Source organism: Neisseria mucosa, from assembly GCF_003044445.1.
In the GTDB taxonomy this organism is placed as follows: domain Bacteria; phylum Pseudomonadota; class Gammaproteobacteria; order Burkholderiales; family Neisseriaceae; genus Neisseria; species Neisseria mucosa_A.
This window is the reverse complement of record NZ_POWX01000005.1, coordinates 140,529-157,164: the sequence shown is the minus strand read 5'-3', so window position 1 is coordinate 157,164 and position 16,636 is coordinate 140,529. Positions and strand designations below refer to the sequence as shown.

Annotated in this window: 17 protein-coding genes; 5 read left to right on the top strand and 12 right to left on the bottom strand. The window is 49.2% G+C overall.

Going from position 1 to position 16,636, the window contains the following annotated elements; translation table 11 throughout:
* Positions 1–306: 306 nt before the first annotated feature.
* Positions 307–1,497, top strand: a complete 1,191-nt coding sequence (coaBC, locus tag DBY90_RS04815) for a bifunctional phosphopantothenoylcysteine decarboxylase/phosphopantothenate--cysteine ligase CoaBC (RefSeq protein WP_070490875.1) — start codon at positions 307–309, stop codon at positions 1,495–1,497.
* Between the two features lie 180 nt (positions 1,498–1,677).
* Here the strand turns inward: coaBC and nqrF are convergent, their stop codons facing one another.
* The 9 genes from nqrF to DBY90_RS04765 form a co-directional block, all read right to left on the bottom strand.
* Complete coding sequence (gene nqrF / locus DBY90_RS04810) at positions 1,678–2,895, bottom strand: NADH:ubiquinone reductase (Na(+)-transporting) subunit F (RefSeq protein WP_003741084.1); 1,218 nt, start codon at positions 2,893–2,895, stop codon at positions 1,678–1,680.
* A gap of 13 nt (positions 2,896–2,908) precedes the next feature.
* A complete protein-coding gene (gene nqrE, locus DBY90_RS04805) occupies positions 2,909–3,502 on the bottom strand; it encodes an NADH:ubiquinone reductase (Na(+)-transporting) subunit E (RefSeq protein ID WP_003741087.1) in 594 nt (197 codons plus the stop codon).
* A 3-nt stretch (positions 3,503–3,505) separates the two neighbouring features.
* A complete protein-coding gene (locus DBY90_RS04800; protein WP_003741088.1) occupies positions 3,506–4,132 on the bottom strand; it encodes an NADH:ubiquinone reductase (Na(+)-transporting) subunit D in 627 nt (208 codons plus the stop codon).
* Positions 4,132–4,908: a Na(+)-translocating NADH-quinone reductase subunit C gene (locus tag DBY90_RS04795; RefSeq protein ID WP_070490879.1), complete on the bottom strand. Its 777-nt coding sequence runs from the start codon at positions 4,906–4,908 to the stop codon at positions 4,132–4,134. Before DBY90_RS04795 ends, DBY90_RS04800 begins: the two co-directional genes overlap by 1 nt.
* Positions 4,901–6,133 (bottom strand): NADH:ubiquinone reductase (Na(+)-transporting) subunit B, encoded by a 1,233-nt coding sequence (locus DBY90_RS04790; protein WP_070490881.1) that lies wholly within the window; start codon positions 6,131–6,133, stop codon positions 4,901–4,903. The genes DBY90_RS04795 and DBY90_RS04790 overlap by 8 nt, the downstream gene beginning before the upstream one ends.
* Before the next feature lie 2 nt (positions 6,134–6,135).
* A complete protein-coding gene (locus tag DBY90_RS04785; protein ID WP_070490883.1) occupies positions 6,136–7,479 on the bottom strand; it encodes a Na(+)-translocating NADH-quinone reductase subunit A in 1,344 nt (447 codons plus the stop codon).
* Positions 7,480–7,844: 365 nt separating this feature from the next.
* Positions 7,845–9,266: a sodium:proton antiporter gene (locus DBY90_RS04780; RefSeq protein ID WP_070490885.1), complete on the bottom strand. Its 1,422-nt coding sequence runs from the start codon at positions 9,264–9,266 to the stop codon at positions 7,845–7,847.
* A 411-nt stretch (positions 9,267–9,677) separates the two neighbouring features.
* Positions 9,678–11,102 (bottom strand): surface lipoprotein assembly modifier, encoded by a 1,425-nt coding sequence (locus tag DBY90_RS04770; protein ID WP_070490931.1) that lies wholly within the window; start codon positions 11,100–11,102, stop codon positions 9,678–9,680.
* A gap of 418 nt (positions 11,103–11,520) precedes the next feature.
* Positions 11,521–11,892: a hypothetical protein gene (locus tag DBY90_RS04765; RefSeq protein ID WP_003741102.1), complete on the bottom strand. Its 372-nt coding sequence runs from the start codon at positions 11,890–11,892 to the stop codon at positions 11,521–11,523.
* 253 nt (positions 11,893–12,145) lie between these two features.
* Between DBY90_RS04765 and lspA the strand changes: the two genes are divergently transcribed.
* From lspA to ribF, 4 genes are all read left to right on the top strand, one after another.
* The gene (gene lspA, locus DBY90_RS04760) at positions 12,146–12,664 is read left to right on the top strand and encodes a signal peptidase II (RefSeq protein WP_070490887.1); all 519 of its coding nucleotides are present in this window, start codon (positions 12,146–12,148) and stop codon (positions 12,662–12,664) included.
* A gap of 26 nt (positions 12,665–12,690) precedes the next feature.
* Complete coding sequence (gene ispH, locus DBY90_RS04755) at positions 12,691–13,659, top strand: 4-hydroxy-3-methylbut-2-enyl diphosphate reductase (RefSeq protein ID WP_070490889.1); 969 nt, start codon at positions 12,691–12,693, stop codon at positions 13,657–13,659.
* Positions 13,660–13,805: 146 nt separating this feature from the next.
* Positions 13,806–14,198 (top strand): hypothetical protein, encoded by a 393-nt coding sequence (locus DBY90_RS04750; RefSeq protein WP_070490891.1) that lies wholly within the window; start codon positions 13,806–13,808, stop codon positions 14,196–14,198.
* Between the two features lie 104 nt (positions 14,199–14,302).
* Positions 14,303–15,232: a bifunctional riboflavin kinase/FAD synthetase gene (gene ribF / locus DBY90_RS04745; RefSeq protein ID WP_070490893.1), complete on the top strand. Its 930-nt coding sequence runs from the start codon at positions 14,303–14,305 to the stop codon at positions 15,230–15,232.
* Positions 15,233–15,335: 103 nt separating this feature from the next.
* On the opposite strand, the gene yacG is transcribed toward ribF, so the two are convergent.
* From yacG to coaE, 3 genes are all read right to left on the bottom strand, one after another.
* Positions 15,336–15,530 (bottom strand): DNA gyrase inhibitor YacG, encoded by a 195-nt coding sequence (gene yacG / locus DBY90_RS04740; protein WP_083286674.1) that lies wholly within the window; start codon positions 15,528–15,530, stop codon positions 15,336–15,338.
* Positions 15,531–15,568: 38 nt separating this feature from the next.
* On the bottom strand, positions 15,569–15,850 hold the full coding sequence (locus DBY90_RS04735; protein WP_083286675.1) for a hypothetical protein: 282 nt from the start codon (positions 15,848–15,850) through the stop codon (positions 15,569–15,571).
* A gap of 156 nt (positions 15,851–16,006) precedes the next feature.
* Complete coding sequence (gene coaE, locus DBY90_RS04730; protein ID WP_070490895.1) at positions 16,007–16,636, bottom strand: dephospho-CoA kinase; 630 nt, start codon at positions 16,634–16,636, stop codon at positions 16,007–16,009.

The following is a 16,636-nucleotide window of genomic DNA, read 5'->3' as shown; positions in this document are numbered from 1 at the left end:
TCTGAAATTCAACAGCTTTTATTTCAGAACTCTCAACACATTATTTCAAAACACCCTCAATCCCAAATCCAAACAACTCAAAACCACCAACTTACACATCAACAAATAACAAAGGTCGTCTGAAATCTCTTTCAGACGACCTTTGGTGTTCAATCTTGCATCATATTTTACCAATCTTGCTCATTCAGAAAATTACCCTCCCGAATATTACATCGCCTCGTTGACATAATATAGGCCTTCCGCAAAATTGCTTGTTTATTCTTTATCCATGTTAGTATAAACATATTTTGAACACGTATTTTAATCATGAGTAAACATATTCTGCTGGGTATTAGTGGCGGCATTGCCGCTTATAAGTCTTGCGAGTTGGTACGCTTGTTGAAAAAACAGGGACATTCAGTCAGTGTGGTAATGAGCACAGCATCAACCGAATTTATTTCACCACTGACTTTTCAGGCCTTAAGCGGAAATCCTGTTCTAACAGATACGCATGAAAATGGCTTAGGAAATGGCATGGCTCATATTAATTTAACACGTGAGGCAGATGCGTTGGTCATTGCACCGGCAACAGCCAATACGATTGCAAAAATTTCCTATGGCATTGCGGATAACCTCCTGACCAATCTTGTTGCCGCACGGAAATGTCCTTTAGCAGTTGCTCCCGCCATGAATGTAGAGATGTGGAACAATCCTGCCAATCTACGCAATATCGAACAACTACGTTCAGACGGTATTACTGTCTTCCAGCCGGCGTATGGCGAACAGGCCTGTGGGGAAATTGGACTTGGCCGAATGCTTGAAGCAGCTGATTTGGCTGATTTAATTTCCGACTTATGGATACCCAAAATCTTATTAGGCAAACGTATTTTAATCACAGCCGGAGCAACGTTTGAAGCCATCGACCCTGTACGCGGTATTACAAACATCTCTAGCGGACAGATGGGTACAGCTTTAGCACGGGCATGCAGGGCTGCAGGGGCTAAAGTAACTTTAATTTATGGACAACTCCAAACTACTATTCCGACCGGACTTTTACATACAGAACAAGCCGTAAGCGCTGAAGAAATGTTCCGCGCTGTTCACAATCATATTACCAACCAAGATGTATTTATCTCCGTTGCAGCTGTTGCTGACTATAAGGTGAAAAATAGCAGTTCCCAAAAAATAAAAAAAGATGGTTCCGGTAAAGTTCCTGTTATCGAATTAACGGAAAACCCTGATATTCTCGCTTCCATTGCTTCTTTGCCTAACACTCCCTTCTGTGTCGGGTTTGCCGCTGAAAGCGAACGCGTCCTAGAATATGCCAGAGTCAAAAGAATCAGAAAAAATATCCCTATGCTGGTTGCAAATCAAATTTCCCAGTCAATGGGAAAAACGACTAATCAAATCACCATTATTGATGACGAAAATGAGATTTCATTTCCAGAAACAGATAAACGTCAAGCAGCAGATAACATTGTCAAACATCTTGCAGCTCGTCTGAATCGTTCATCATGAACAATATAGCAAAATAATTCTCAAAATAAGTGAGAACAATGCTATTTTTCTGAAAAGTCCAAAGGTCGTCTGAAAATTTTAACGAAACCCGTTTCCCTGTTTTCAGACGACCTTCATCTTTAATCTAAACAAAAAAAGGAAAAAACCGAGGTTTCTTCCTTTTGCATTTGAGGTCAAATTTTAACCGCCGAAGTCATCCAAGAGGATGTTTTCATCTTCCACGCCCAAGTCTTTGAGCATTTTGATGACGGATTGGTTCATGATCGGAGGGCCGCACATATAGAATTCGCAGTCTTCGGGGGCTTCGTGGTTTTTCAGATGGTTTTCGTAAACCACGTTGTGGATGAAGCCTGTGTAACCGTCCCAGTTGTCTTCCGGCAGCGGGTCGGACAAGGCGACGTGCCATGTGAAGTTCGGGAACTCTGCCGCGAGTTGGTCGAAGTCTTCAACATAGAACATTTCACGTTTGGAACGTGCGCCGTACCAGAAGGTGATTTTGCGTTTGGAGTTCAAACGTTTCAACTGGTCGAAAATGTGGGAGCGCATCGGCGCCATACCTGCACCGCCGCCGATGAATACCATTTCGGCATCGGTGTCTTTGGCGAAGAATTCGCCGAACGGGCCAGAGATGGTTACTTTGTCGCCGGGTTTGAGCGACCAGATGTAAGACGACATTTGTCCAGGAGGCGCATCGGGTACGCGCGGAGGCGGCGTGGCGATACGCACGTTCAGCATGATGATGCCTTTTTCTTCTGGATATGAAGCCATGGAGTAAGCGCGCAAAATCGGCTCGTCTACTTTGGAAACGTATTGCCACAGATTGTATTTGTCCCAGTCTTCATGATATTCCTTAGGAATGTCGAAATCTTTGTAGGCGACGGTATGCGGCGGGGCTTCGATTTGGATGTAGCCGCCGGCGCGGAAGGGAACTTCTTCGCCTTCGGGAATGGCAAGCTTGAGTTCTTTAATGAACGTGGCTTTATTGTCGTTGGAGATGACGGTGCATTCCCATTTTTTCACGCCGAACACTTCTTCCGGCACTTCGATGTCCATGTCGGTTTTGACGTTGACCTGACAAGACAGACGGCAGCCTTCGCGTGCTTCGCGTTTGCTGATATGGGACAACTCGGTCGGCAGAATGTCGCCGCCGCCGCTTTTCACGACAACGCGGCATTGTCCGCACGAACCACCTCCACCGCAGGCGGAGGGAACGAAGATGCCTTGACTGGCAAGTGCACCCAACAGTTTGCCGCCGGCGGGCATAGTCAGCTCTTTTTCATCATTGACTTTGATGGTGATGTCGCCCTCGCTCACCAGCTTGGATTTGGCAAACAGAATCATCAGTGCCAAAGCCAAGACGATGACGGTAAACATCACGATACCTAAAATAATTTCCATGCCGAATCCTTTCTTATAACTGGATGCCGGAGAACGACATAAACGCCATCGCCATCAGGCCGGCGGAGATGAAGGTGATACCCAGTCCTTTGAGGCCTTTGGGTGCGTCCGAATATTTCATTTTTTCGGTAATGCCCGCCAAAGCGACAATCGCCAACATCCAGCCCAAGCCTGCACCGAAACCATACACGACGGATTCGCCGAAGTTGTATTCGCGTTGCGCCATAAACGAAACGGCACCGAAAATCGCGCAGTTTACGGTAATCAGCGGCAGGTAAATACCCAACGCGTTATAGAGGGCGGGGAAGAATTTGTCCAAGAACATTTCCAAAATCTGCACCAAAGCTGCAATCACGCCGATGAAGGTGATGAATTTCAGGAAAGTCAAATCTACGCCTTCGACAATCGCGCCGTCTTTGAGCAGCGAGTAAACGAGCTGGTTGGCAGGGACGGACAGACCGAGTACGAAGGTAACGGCAACGCCCAAGCCGAATGCGGTGGATACTTTTTTCGATACCGCCAAGAAAGTACACATGCCCAAGAAGAAGGACAGCGCCATGTTTTCAATGAAGACGGATTTCACAAAAAGGCTTAAGTAGTGTTCCATGTCTTATTTCTCCGCCTGTTCGGGTTTCCAAGTACGCAAACCCCAAATCAAAAAGCCGATGATGAAGAACGCGCTCGGTGCCAGCAGAAAGAGGCCGTTGGTTTGATACCAGCCGCCATCCTGTACGGTTTGGAAAATGGTGTAACCAAAGAGTTTGCCCGAACCGATCAATTCACGGATGCTGGCGATGATAATCAGCAACATACCGTAACCCGCGCCCTGACCGATACCGTCCACCAAGCTTTCCAGCGGCGGCTCTTTCATGGCGAAGGCTTCGGCACGACCCATCACGATACAGTTGGTAATAATCAGACCGACGAATACGGAGAGCTGTTTGGACAATTCGTAGGCATAGGCCTGCAACAATTGGTCAACCAGCGTAACCAGCGACGCGACAATCGCCATCTGCACGATAATGCGGATGCTGTTCGGGATGTAGTTGCGCACCAGCGAGATGAAGAAGCTGGAAAAACCGGTTACCAAACTGACGGAAATACCCATCACGATGGCCGTCTGAAGTTTGGTGGTAACCGCCAGCGCCGAACAAATACCCAAAACCTGCAAGGCAATCGGGTTGTTATCGATAAAGGGTGAAAACATTAAATGTTTCAAGCGTTTCATATCAGCCATTATTGTGCTCCTGCTGATTTCAATTTGTTCAGGTAGGGGATATAGCCGTTTTCGCCGAACCAGTAGTCGAACGAGCCTTGTACGCCTTTGGAAGTCAGCGATGCGCCGGAGAGTGCATCTACGCCGTGTTCTTTATCGGAACTCGCGCCTTTGCCGACGTGCAGGGCAAGTTTGCCTTGTTCGTTAAAGAGTTTTTTGCCGACGAATTTTTGTTGCCACAACGGATTGCCGATTTCGCCGCCCAAGCCCGGAGTTTCGCCTTGGTCGTAGTAGGTAATGCCGTTGATGGTGTTTCCGTCAGGTTGGATGGCGACGAAGCCGTACATGACTGACCACAAACCGTTGCCGTGCATAGGCAGGATGATTTGGCTGACTTTGCCGTCATCGCCTTTTACCAAATAAACTTCGGTGTATTTAGCGCGGCTTTTGATGCCTGCCAAATCGTCTTCAGGTTTGATTTGGATGCTTTGCGCAGGGTCTTTGGCGGCAACGCGCGCGCTGAAATCTTTCGGCGCGTCTTTCACATATTCGCCGGTCGCCAAATCGACCACGCGTTGTTCGATGCGGTCGGCAAAGGTTTTGCTGATGTCGGTATTCTTATCGAGCAAACCGGCAACGCTCAGGATGTAGCTTTGCTTATCCTGAACCTTTTGCTTTTCCTGCACCGGTTTCAAGCCGACAACCGCGCCCGCCACGATGACCGAGCAAATCAGGCTGACCGCCAAAACCACAATCAGCGTGCCGCTGAAGCTGTCTTTATCGAATTTCTTAGCCATTGCTGCGCGCCTTTCTGCGTTTGATGTTCGCTTGTGCGACGAAATAGTCGAAAATCGGGGCAAACAGGTTGGCAAACAGAATCGCCAACATCATGCCTTCAGGGTAAGCCGGATTGACCACGCGGATTAACACGCACATCACGCCGATTAGCGCGCCGTACCACCATTTGCCGACATTGGTAAATGAAGCGGAAACAGGGTCGGTCGCCATAAACAGCATACCGATGGCGAAGCCGCCGACGACCAGATGCCAGTACCAAGGCATGCTGAACATCGGATTGGTGTCCGAACCGATAACATTAAACAGCGAAGACATGGCAATCATACCGATCATCACGCCGGCAATAATGCGCCAAGAAGCGATGCGTGCAAACACGATAAACGCGCCGCCGATTAAAAGCGCCAAAGTGGATACTTCGCCAATAGAACCGGGCAAGTTACCGATAAACGCATCCATCCAAGTGATGGATTGATTGGTAACGGCATTTTTCAGGCCTTCTGAACCATTTGCCGCCCATTGCGCCAGCGCAGTTGCGCCGGAATAGCCGTCAACCGCCGTCCAAACGGTGTCGCCGGTAATATTCGCAGGATAGGCGAAGAACAAGAAGGCACGGCCTGCCAGTGCGGGGTTCATAAAATTTTTACCCGTACCGCCGAACACCTCTTTCGCAACCACCACGCCGAAGGTAATACCCAAGGCAGCCTGCCACAGCGGCAGCGTAGGCGGAACGATTAAGGCAAACAAAATCGAAGTAACGAAGAAACCTTCGTTGATTTCATGTTTACGCACGGTGGCGAACAAAACTTCCCAGAAACCGCCGACGGCAAATACGGTCGCGTAAATCGGCAGGAAGTAAATCGCGCCGAACAGCATTTTGCCCAACACGCCCGCTTCAGACGACATATTGATGCCCAAGGCGTTGGCAAGGGCGTAATGCCAATCGTTGGCGATGCTTTGTTGCAGCAAATCAGGCGTCAACGCACCGAATGCCTGCGCGCCGACGTTGTACATACCGTAAAACATGGCGGGGAACAAAGCCAGCCACACCAAAATCATCATGCGTTTGGAGTCAAGCGCGTCGCGGACGTGCGCCGCTTTGCGCGTTACCGCGCCGGATGTATAGAAAATCGTCGCCGCAGCTTCATAGAGGGCATACCATTTTTCATGCTTGCCGCCCGGCAGGAAGTGCGGTTCGATTTTTTCCAGAAAATGTTTCAAGCCCATAATCAGCCTTCCTTCTCAATGGTTTCCAGCACCTTGCGCAACAGCGGGCCGTATTCGTATTTACCCGGGCAGACAAAGCTGCACAAAGCGAGGTCTTCTTCGTCCAATTCCAAGCAACCCAAAGCCTGCGCGCTGTCGGTATCGCCGACGATTAAATCGCGCAGAAGCAAGGTAGGCAGGATGTCCAGCGGCATCACGCGCTCGTAAGTACCGATGGGAACCATAGCGCGGTCGCCGCCGTTGACGGCTGTCGTGAACTTGAAGAGTTTGTTTTTCAGGAAATGACCGAGGGTCGTACGCGTAATCGAGTATTTATCCGGCTGCGGCGCAACCCAGCCGAACAGCTCTTTGCTGCGGCCTTCTTCGATAACGGAAATCTGATTGTGGTAGCGTCCCAAATAATCATGCGCGCCTTGTGCAATTGCGCCGTTCAATACCGAACCGGAAATCACGCGGTTGTCCGCGTCAACCAATTCGCCGGCGGTGATTTGCGACACTTTCGCACCCAAAACGGTACGCAAGAGGCGTGGTTTGTTGACTTGCGGCCCGCCCAAGGCAACCACGCGCTCGGTATTCAGACGACCTGTTACAAACAAACGTCCGATGGCAATCACGTCTTGATAATTGATGGTCCAAACGGTTTTATTCGCGCCGACAGGCTCGATGAAATGAATGTGCGTACCGCTCAAACCAGCGGGATGAGGGCCGCCGAATTCGTGCGTTTCAATGTTGGCGGCGTTTTCAGACGGCACGTCCGCACCGGCTGCTTTACAAACATGGATTTTGCGTTCGGTCAGACGGCTCAACACCAGCAAACCTCGTCTGAAATCCTCGGCGGCTTCTTTGATAACGACCACAGGGTCTGCCGCCAGCGGATTGGTGTCCATCGCATTGACGAAAATGGCGAACGGCTCGGCATCGACGGCGGGGATTTTGCTGAACGGACGAGTGCGCAGCGCAGTCCACAAACCGGATTGAATCAGATTGCGGCGCACCTCTTCGCCGCTTAAGTTTGCCAACGCATCGGGCGCGTAGCGTTCGAACTCGATTTCGTCATCGCCCTCAACGGCAATCACAACCGACTGAAGCACACGTTTTTCGCCGCGGTGAATCGCAGCGATTTTGCCGGAAGCCGGCGCAGTAAACACCACGCCCGGATTTTTCTTGTCTTCAAACAGCACTTGGCCTTTTTTGACGGCATCGCCTTCCTTGACTTTCATCGAGGGGCGCATACCGGCATATTCTTCGCCAAGCAACGCGACTTCGGTAATGGCCGGACCGTCGTAAACGGCTTGCTCCGGTCTGCCCGCGATGGGCAGGTCTAGGCCTTTTTTGATTTTAATCATAGGTTTGCATTACTTGTGATGAGTTAAACAGAATAAAATGATCCAACTTTTCAGACGACGTTTGAAACGGGAAAGCGCGGGAGAGGTCGTCTGAAAGTAAAGCCTTACTTACGGAAAACAACAATTAAATGAAAACTGTAAAGTGTTCGATTTTAGCAGGAACAGCCCGCTTTATGTCAGATTTACGCAGATTTTTTCCAGCCTTCTGTCCCATATCCCGCGAGAAATAAGTCCTCAATAAAAGCACAACATATTGATGCCAAAAATTAATCTCTTCAAAACAAGCGGCAGAATACAAAAAGGTCGTCTGAAAACCGAATCACAAGAATCAGGTTTTCAGACGACCTTTTAAGGGCAGGCAAGTATCAGAACAACTGCCAAACAAAGAAAATCAGCGTGTGCAATATAAACAGCGGAATCAATACCCCTACCGACCACATCATATAACCAAAGAAAGTCGGCATCGGGATACCGCGTTGCTCAGCAATCGCCTTAACCATAAAGTTCGGCGCATTACCGATATAAGTGAGCGCACCCATAAACACCGAACCCATGGATATGGCCAACAGCGAATGGAACAAATGCCCCGTCATCAGAGCCTGAGCATCGCCGCCCGCCATATTGAAGAACACCAAATAAGTCGGCGCATTATCCAAAAAGGCGGACAACAAACCGCTCATCCAGAAATACATCGTATTAATTGGATTACCCGAAGCATCATGCACCAACGATACCACCGCGCCCAGCGCACCCGCTTCGCCTGCCTTCAAAATTGCCAAGACAGGAGAAATCGTGATGAAAATACCTAAAAACAGTTTGCCCACTTCGGCAATCGGGTCGAAATTGAATTCATTACCCGCCCTAACCTGCTTAGGCGTAATCAGCAGCGAAACAATGGTCAACACCAGCAAAATCACATCGCGCACCAAATTTTGCAACGCATAGTGGCTGCCCAAGATTTCGAATCCAGGATGGTCGGGCTTCCACAAACCGGACAGCAAAACCGAACCGACCACGCCCGCCAGCAGCAAGAAATTCCATTTACCGGCAATCCGCAAATCTTCCTCGACTTCCTCTTCCTGCTGAATCTGCTCCTCATTGGCTTCACGCGCGTGATAGCGGCTGTCGATAATATAAAACACCAGCAACAACACCACCGTACTGATCAATACGGGCATCAACATGTGTTTCACCGTCCACATGAAATCCACGCCCTTCAAGAAACCCAGAAACAACGGAGGATCGCCCAACGGCGTCAGACCGCCGCCAATATTTGCCACCAAAAAGATAAAAAATACAACAACATGCACCTTTTTCTTGCGATAATGGTTTGCCTTCAGCAGCGGACGAATCATCAACATTGCCGCACCGGTCGTTCCCATAAAGGAAGCCATCACCGTACCCGCCGCCAACAATCCGGTATTCAACGCAGGCGTACCGTGCAGCTTACCCCAAACCAAAATCCCGCCCGAAATCGTATACAAAGCCAAAAGCAGCAGGATAAACGGAATATATTCCTCAACCAGCGCATGAGCGACCGTATGAACGCCCGCGCCGAAACCGAACACAGCGGCAAACGGAACTAGAAACAGCAGCGTCCAAAACGCGGTAATCTTGCCAAAATGGTGATGCCAAGTATGCGCAAAAAAGAGCGGCCCCAACGCAATAGACAAAAGAATCAACGCGAACGGCGCACCCCAAAACAGACTGAGCGACGCGCCGTCAAAATCGGCGGCGTGCGACAAAGTGGGGAATAAGATGAGGGATAAAATTGGTAAGTGGCGCATTGTTTTTCCTTGTTTTTCTTACAGGCAAAAGCCCGAACAAACACGCCCGAACAATGCCACGAAGTCGAACAGAAAACGTCTGCGACCCATCCTGACATTGAACGGAGAAATGTTGCCATACGTAAACCTTGTTTGATTGTAAGTGAAAACCCCGCCCCAAACCAGTCAAAATAACCGACCGCCCTACCCTGTTTCCGAATCTTCAAGCAGCTGTTACACCCTATTCAGCCAACCATATTTTCAAAATCCTTTTGAAAATAAAATGCTAGGTAAACAACAATGTAAACTATCGAAATATAACTTTAGATTTATTCTTCCAAAAATTTACACAATCCGCCCTTACGCAAATAAAAAAGTTAAAGGTCGTCTGAAAAATTTCAGACGACCTTTTATTATTCAAACCAAACACAATCAGAACGTTTTGCTGAACTCGACAAACATTCTGGTTTTGCCGTATTCATTATATTTGTCGTTGCTCCATGTTTTGTGATGGGCGACGGTCAGGCGCGGGGTAATGCCTTTGAAATGGAAAGCGCGGTGCCACACGGCGAGCGAAATATCCGCTTCTTTATCGCGACGGTTTTCCTGACCGCTCAAAAGACTAGGCGTTTGATAACGGCGTTGCGCCGCACTCAGCCGCAACATGGTGGACAATCCTTTGCCCCATTCCTGCCCCCATGCGGTACGGAGGCTATAACGGTCGAAGTTGTCGGTTGTATCTTCTTTATTGCGTTCCTGATAGATGTCGAAACCGCCGACCCAATATTGGCGGGCGTTTCGGTAATAGACGACGGAATTGCTCAGAAGGCGGTTGTTGTTGTCGGAACGGGCGCGGCGGGTGTTTTTCAGACGACCCATTTCAACGGCGCTCAAGGTTTGCAGTTTAGGCTGCCACCAGCGGTTGATGTGCAGGCGCGCACCGCTGGAATAGGTGTAAGGATCGTTGCCGTAGAAACGGCGTTCGTGGAACGGGGTCAAGCCGATGTCGTTGCGCTGGTCGGCGTAGCCTGCGCCCACTGAGAAGCGAGTGGTCACGTCGTTATACTTGGTTCGTTCGGGATAAATTTTGCCGTAATTATCCGCGCCTGCCGTGGCGTACCAACCTTTGGGCAGCGACCATTTTTTCTCTGCGCCGAGTTGGTAGTTGATGGCGGTGGCGTCGATAGGCTCGGGGAAAGTCCAGTTGCCGTATGTGCGGCGGCTGGGTGCTTGGTTGATGTTTTGTTCGCGGGTTACGCTCAAGCCGGCGTTGAATTTCCACGAATCGCGCTCGCGCAATGCTTTGCGGTAGGATTCGATGCCTTTGACGAACGGCTCGGGCAGATTGGCTTCTGTTTTGAGTTTGTCAAACTGGTCGGCGGCTGCTTCGTTTTGCTTGTCTTCAAACAAAGCGATGGCAAGCTGCCAGCGGACGACGGGGGCATCGGGGGTTTCGGCGATAAATTGACGGTAATACCCGATGGCTTCTTTCATTTTGCCGTCGTTTTGGGCAACCAGTCCGCGTGCGTAGAGCGCCATGTTTTTATCGTGTCCCTGCCATTGTTCGTAAATCGGCAGGACAACCTTGATGCCCGCGATGTTGCGCGAAACAACGGCGGAATACATGGCGCGGGAAAGTAATTGGGGATTGTCGAGCAGGATTTTGGCATCGACGTTGACGACTTTTTCAGACGACGTCTCGGCGGCAGGTTTGACCGCTGCTTCTTCGACGGGGTCAGGTTCTGCCGTTTTGACCTGCAACTCGGGGGCTGGCTGGTTTTGAGTCTCGGGCGGCACGTCGGCGGCTTCCGCTGCGGACATGGCGAGCAGGGAGAGGAGTAAGAGTGTTTTTTTCATGATTTTTGCAATGTGTGAACGTTGGTATTGTAGTGATTGTGTCGAAATTTTTATGTTGAGGCCGAACAACATCATTTATTCTCTTTAGATATTGTTTCGTCTCAATATTATGTTGAGCGCGGATTTTACCGTGTTTTACAGTAAAACAAAATATTGCGGGGGCAAATAAAACGATACGGCATGATTCGGCTTTGTTCTGTTTCTGCGCGAATCCGCCCTGCCCTGCTGCTTGAATGCCGTTTGTCCAATCCTATGTAAAGGTCGTCTGAAAAGAGGTTTCAGACGACCTGTGTTTTCTTCTGAACGGTTTTCACGGATAAAACAAATGTTGTAAAAACCATAAAACAATTGTTAAAGCCCCCATACAAAAAGGTCGTCTGAAACCTCTTTTCAGACGACCTTTCCGGTATTTCTCGATTTAGCGTTTGTCCAAGTCCAAATCAGCTTTGTATTCGATGCGGCCGTGTCCTTTGTTTTCGATGGAGACGTCCAATTCTTGAGCACCACGTTTAAATTTCAAATCGGCATCATCGTTTCTGATTTCCGATTCGACCACTTGAAAACCTTTACTGCGCGCGTGGGCGATGACTCTTTTCGCCAAAGACGGAATCGGGTTGCCGCGTGCGGGCAGCTCGGCTTCGTATTCGAATTCGCCGTTGCCCTGACGGTCGGCTTTGACCGTGTGCGCGCCTGCGGGAAGGTAAATTTCGGCAGGAAGCGGAGCGGCGAAGGCGGTGGCGGAGAAAAGCGCCAAAATGCCGGTTGCCAATAAAGATTTTGTTTTAGCCATACTGTATCCTTTCGGGGAAGGCATATAAAAACGCCGCCATGTTATCGGCAAGGCAAACCCCTATCAAGCAAATAAACTTTGTTTTACGTATGACGATGTTTTTGCACGCAGCGTTTACGCGGTTTTGCGATAACCCTGCAAAACCCTGCGTCTTGCCCTGTAATAAAAGGTTTTCAGACGACCTTTTGAAACACGGCTTTTGCGCTTTCGGGTAAAATAGCCGCTTTGTTTTTATTCAGGCAGCTTCAACCAAATGTCTTCCTCCCTTTCCAAAAAAACCGCCTACCTGCTGATTGCGCTGGTCGGCATCGCGCTTGACCAACTGACCAAATGGGAAATCCTCGCCCACTTCCAAGAAGGCGAGCGCCTCAATATCATCCCCTCCTTCTTCGACCTGACCCTTGCCTACAACCCGGGCGCAGCGTTCAGCTTTCTTGCCGATCAAGGCGGCTGGCAGAAATTTTTTTTCTTAGGGCTGGCACTCGTCATCAGCGCCTATCTCGCCCGCGCTATCCTGCGCGACGAGTTCCGCCTTTCCGGTAAAATCGGTGCAGCCATGATTATCGGCGGCGCGCTCGGTAACGTCATCGACCGACTGATTCACGGCCATGTGGTTGATTTCTTACTATTTTACTGGAAGGATTGGTATTATCCTGCATTTAATGTTGCCGACAGCTTTATCTGCGTCGGTGCCGTTTTATTGGTTTTGGACGGACTGTTCCACAAAAAAGAACCCAAACCGACTGACGAACCAACAACCGACAACCCTTAAGGTCGTCTGAAATCCGGACCATACACATGACCCAAAAAACCATCATCCTTGCCAACCCGCGCGGCTTCTGCGCCGGCGTTGACCGCGCCATCAGCATCGTCGAGCGCGCACTGGAAGAATTCGGCGCACCGGTTTACGTCCGCCACGAAGTCGTCCACAACAAATTCGTCGTGGACAACCTGCGCGAAAAAGGCGCGGTATTCATCGAAGACCTCGCCGACGTACCCAAAGACGCCATCCTGATTTACTCGGCACACGGCGTCTCCAAAGCCGTGCAGCAGGAAGCCGCCGAACGCGGGTTCCGCGTATTCGATGCCACCTGCCCGCTCGTGACCAAAGTCCACAAAGAAGTCGCCCGCCTCGACGCGCAAGACTGCGAAATCATCATGATCGGACACAAAGGCCACGTCGAAGTCGAAGGCACCATGGGACAGCTTCCGCCCGGCAGAATGCTGCTGGTCGAAACCGTTGAAGATGTCGCCGGACTGCAAGTCAAAAACCCCAACAAACTCGCCTACGTCAGCCAAACCACCCTCTCCGTCGATGAAACCAAAGACATCATTGCCGCGCTGAACGCCCGCTTCCCCAACATCCGCAACCCGCATAAAGAAGACATCTGCTACGCCACGACCAACCGCCAAACAGCCGTTAAAGAATTGGCGGAAGAATGCGACATCGTCATCGTCGTCGGCTCGCCCAACTCTTCCAACAGCAACCGCCTGCGCGAAGTCGCCGCCCAACGCGGCGTCGATGCCTATATGGTCGACAACGCAGGCTACCTGCAACGCGAATGGTTCGAAGGCAAACACAAAGTCGGCGTAACCGCCGGCGCGTCCGCCCCCGAAGTTTTGGTCAGAGAAGTCCTGCAAACCATACAGCAATGGGGACACGAAACCATACGCGAAGGCGAAGGCGCGGAAGAAAGCATCGTCTTCGTCCTCCCCAAAGAACTGCGACGCGAAGGCGAAAACAAACAGATATTGAACAAAGGTTAAACTGTTTATTCAAGCCTTTTCATCCGAGCAGCAAAATAAAGAAGGTCGTCTGAAATCCGTTTTCAGACGACCTTTACCTATTTACCCCTTGCACTCGACCAGCCGTCAGCGTACATTGGTTATTATCACCTCAAAGGGGCAATATCATGAACCCATTACGCTTTTTATCGCTCTTCACCCTTGCATTCCTGACTGCCTGCGCCGCCACGCCGGAGCAACTCGCCGCACGCGCACAGGCTCAGAAACAGGAAGAACAAAACCTGCAAATCCACTTGGCCGCCCAGTGCGACCCCAAAACCGCCCGATTGATACAAAAACAATTTGAGCTGACAGACAACCGCTCCGTGCAAACGACAGAACAGCAAAAATCCTTCCGCCTGAAATATATAGATAAAGTTTCCGACCCCATGTTCCAAGCCTGCTACAAAATGGCATGGCAAAACTACATCTCCCAGCAGCAGCTCCAAGAAGCACGCTATTATTACAACTATTACGACCCTTGGGGTTACCCTTTTTACCGTCCGCCGTTTTGGTGGTAACGACGATATAGGTCGTCTGAAAACATATTCAGACGACCTGTGGTTTATATAAACACCAAGAACGTTTACAATACCCGTCCGTTTACGAACCGCATAAATAACTCATGAAAATCTGGCTCGGTCAGCATCGCACGCCCGACTTCCCTCAGGGAAGTGCCGTTACCATCGGCAATTTTGACGGCGTGCACCTCGGACACAAACACATTCTCCAAAAACTCAAGCAAGAAGCCGATGCACGGGGGCTTCCTGTCGTCGTAGTTATCTTCGAACCACAACCCAAAGAATTTTTTGCCCGACAAACCGGTAAAAAACAGCCCTACCGTATCAGCCCTCTGCGCACCAAACTAAATTTGCTTGAACAAACCGGCTGTGTCGATGCAGTTTGGGTGCTGCGGTTTAACCAAACATTTGCCGATATGGATGCCCAAGACTTTATCAACCTGCTTTTACGCAAGACGTTGAATACGCGTTATCTGCTGATTGGAGATGACTTCCGTTTCGGAGCAGGTCGCCGTGGCGATTTCGAACTTTTGGCCGCACAACCTGATATTCAAATCGATCGTACCCCATCTGTTATCGTAGAAGACATCCGTACCAGCAGTACCGCCGTGCGTAATGCGCTTTCTGACGGACGATTAGACTATGCCAAAAAACTGCTGGGACACGATTACACCTTAAGCGGAAAAGTCAAACACGGTAAAAAACTCGGCCGCACCATCAACGCCCCCACCGCCAACATCCAACTCCCTCCCCACCATTACGCCTTAAGCGGAGTATTTGTCGTTGAAGCAGACGGCACTTTCGCCACAAAACGCGGCGTGGCAAGTTTCGGATTCAACCCTACCGTCAGCAACAACCGCGCCCAAAAACTTGAAGTCCATCTGTTTGATTTCAATGAAAACATTTATGGACAACGCCTGAACGTCCGTTTTCTACACAAATTACGCGACGAAAAAAAATTCGACAGTATCGCCGAATTAAAAGTACAAATCGAACAAGACATGAAAAATGCCCGACATTGGTCTGAAACATAAGCTTGGACAGCCATTACCATAATGGCATCCTACCAAACAAATGCCTACCAAGGAGAAAAAAAAGGGGGGCTGCATAACCTCACAAAAACGTATTAAATACAGCTTATGGCAAGCCTCCAACCATTGAATCGGATAAAGTATCATCTTCTTCCGCTGCAACCGTATATTTCTCTTGCGCCCATTCACCTAAGTCAATCAATCGGCAGCGTTGACTGCAAAAAGGTCGGTATTTACTCTCTTCATTCCATATCACCGGCTTTTGACAGGTCGGACATTTCACAGTCGTTACTTCAGTCATTATTTATTCCTTCCAAATCATTCTTTATTTTATGCTTGTTACGAAAAGCTTTCTAAATGATGGCTAATTGCCTCTTCAATAGTTGGATACCAATCCATAAATGAAGACTGTAATTCCTCTAAAACCAACTCATTGAATAAATCATCTAAATTTCTCCAATCCATTGTTCCATTTGGATAGAGAAAATTTGCCATAACGACAGTATGTTTATTGTGGGAGTAATCTGATAGGGCGCAAATCATCAGATACTGCCCTGAATGCTCCAGATAAAAAATTCTTTTTTCTAAGGGAGGTCGATTATTTGGGTATCCATTTTCCATTGTTTAAACTTTTCGCCGTATTGGCTTCCGAGTTCTTAAAATTGAATTATCTGTTTTCTGTCAAGTAGGTCGTCTGAAAAACCAAACACAGTTTCAGACAACCTTTTGATCGTTGGATTTCCAATATGCTTTGTCTGTCGATCGGGATATTTCACGTTAGGGCAATGATGTACCAAATTTTGAGTTGCCGGCATATTCCAGATAAAACCTATGCAAGCCCTGAATTTTTTTAGTCAATTCAGATAAAGTCCCTTCATTTTCTAAAACATCATCTGCATAGAGCAGCCGCGTTTTTCGGCTGGCCTGAGTGTTCATAATGCGCTTGATCTCTTCTGTGTCCAAACCGCTTCTTTGCTGAACGCGAAGAATTTGGGTTGCCTCAGAAACGTCAATAACCAATACCCTATCGACAGTCGCTAAAAATTCCGGATTTTCAATCAGCAAAGGCACATCAATAATGCCGTATGCTGCGCTAGGATAGCGGGTTTTGGCTGATTTAATTTCATTCAAAATCAAAGGCAGTAATACCTCTTCCAATTCTTTTTTGGCTTGAGGTCGTCTGAAAACGAGATCCCTTAAAGCAGCACGGTTCAGACTGTTTGGGGTATGAAAAACCTTGTCGCCAAAAAGACGGCGGATAGCCGGTAATGCTATACCGTTATCCGCCGTCAGGTCTCGACTCAGGGCGTCGGCATCAATATGCTGGACTCCCAAATCAGAAAAGATTTTTGCTGCTTGAGATTTTCCGCTACCGATACCGCCTGTCAAACCTATCCATAAAGTCAT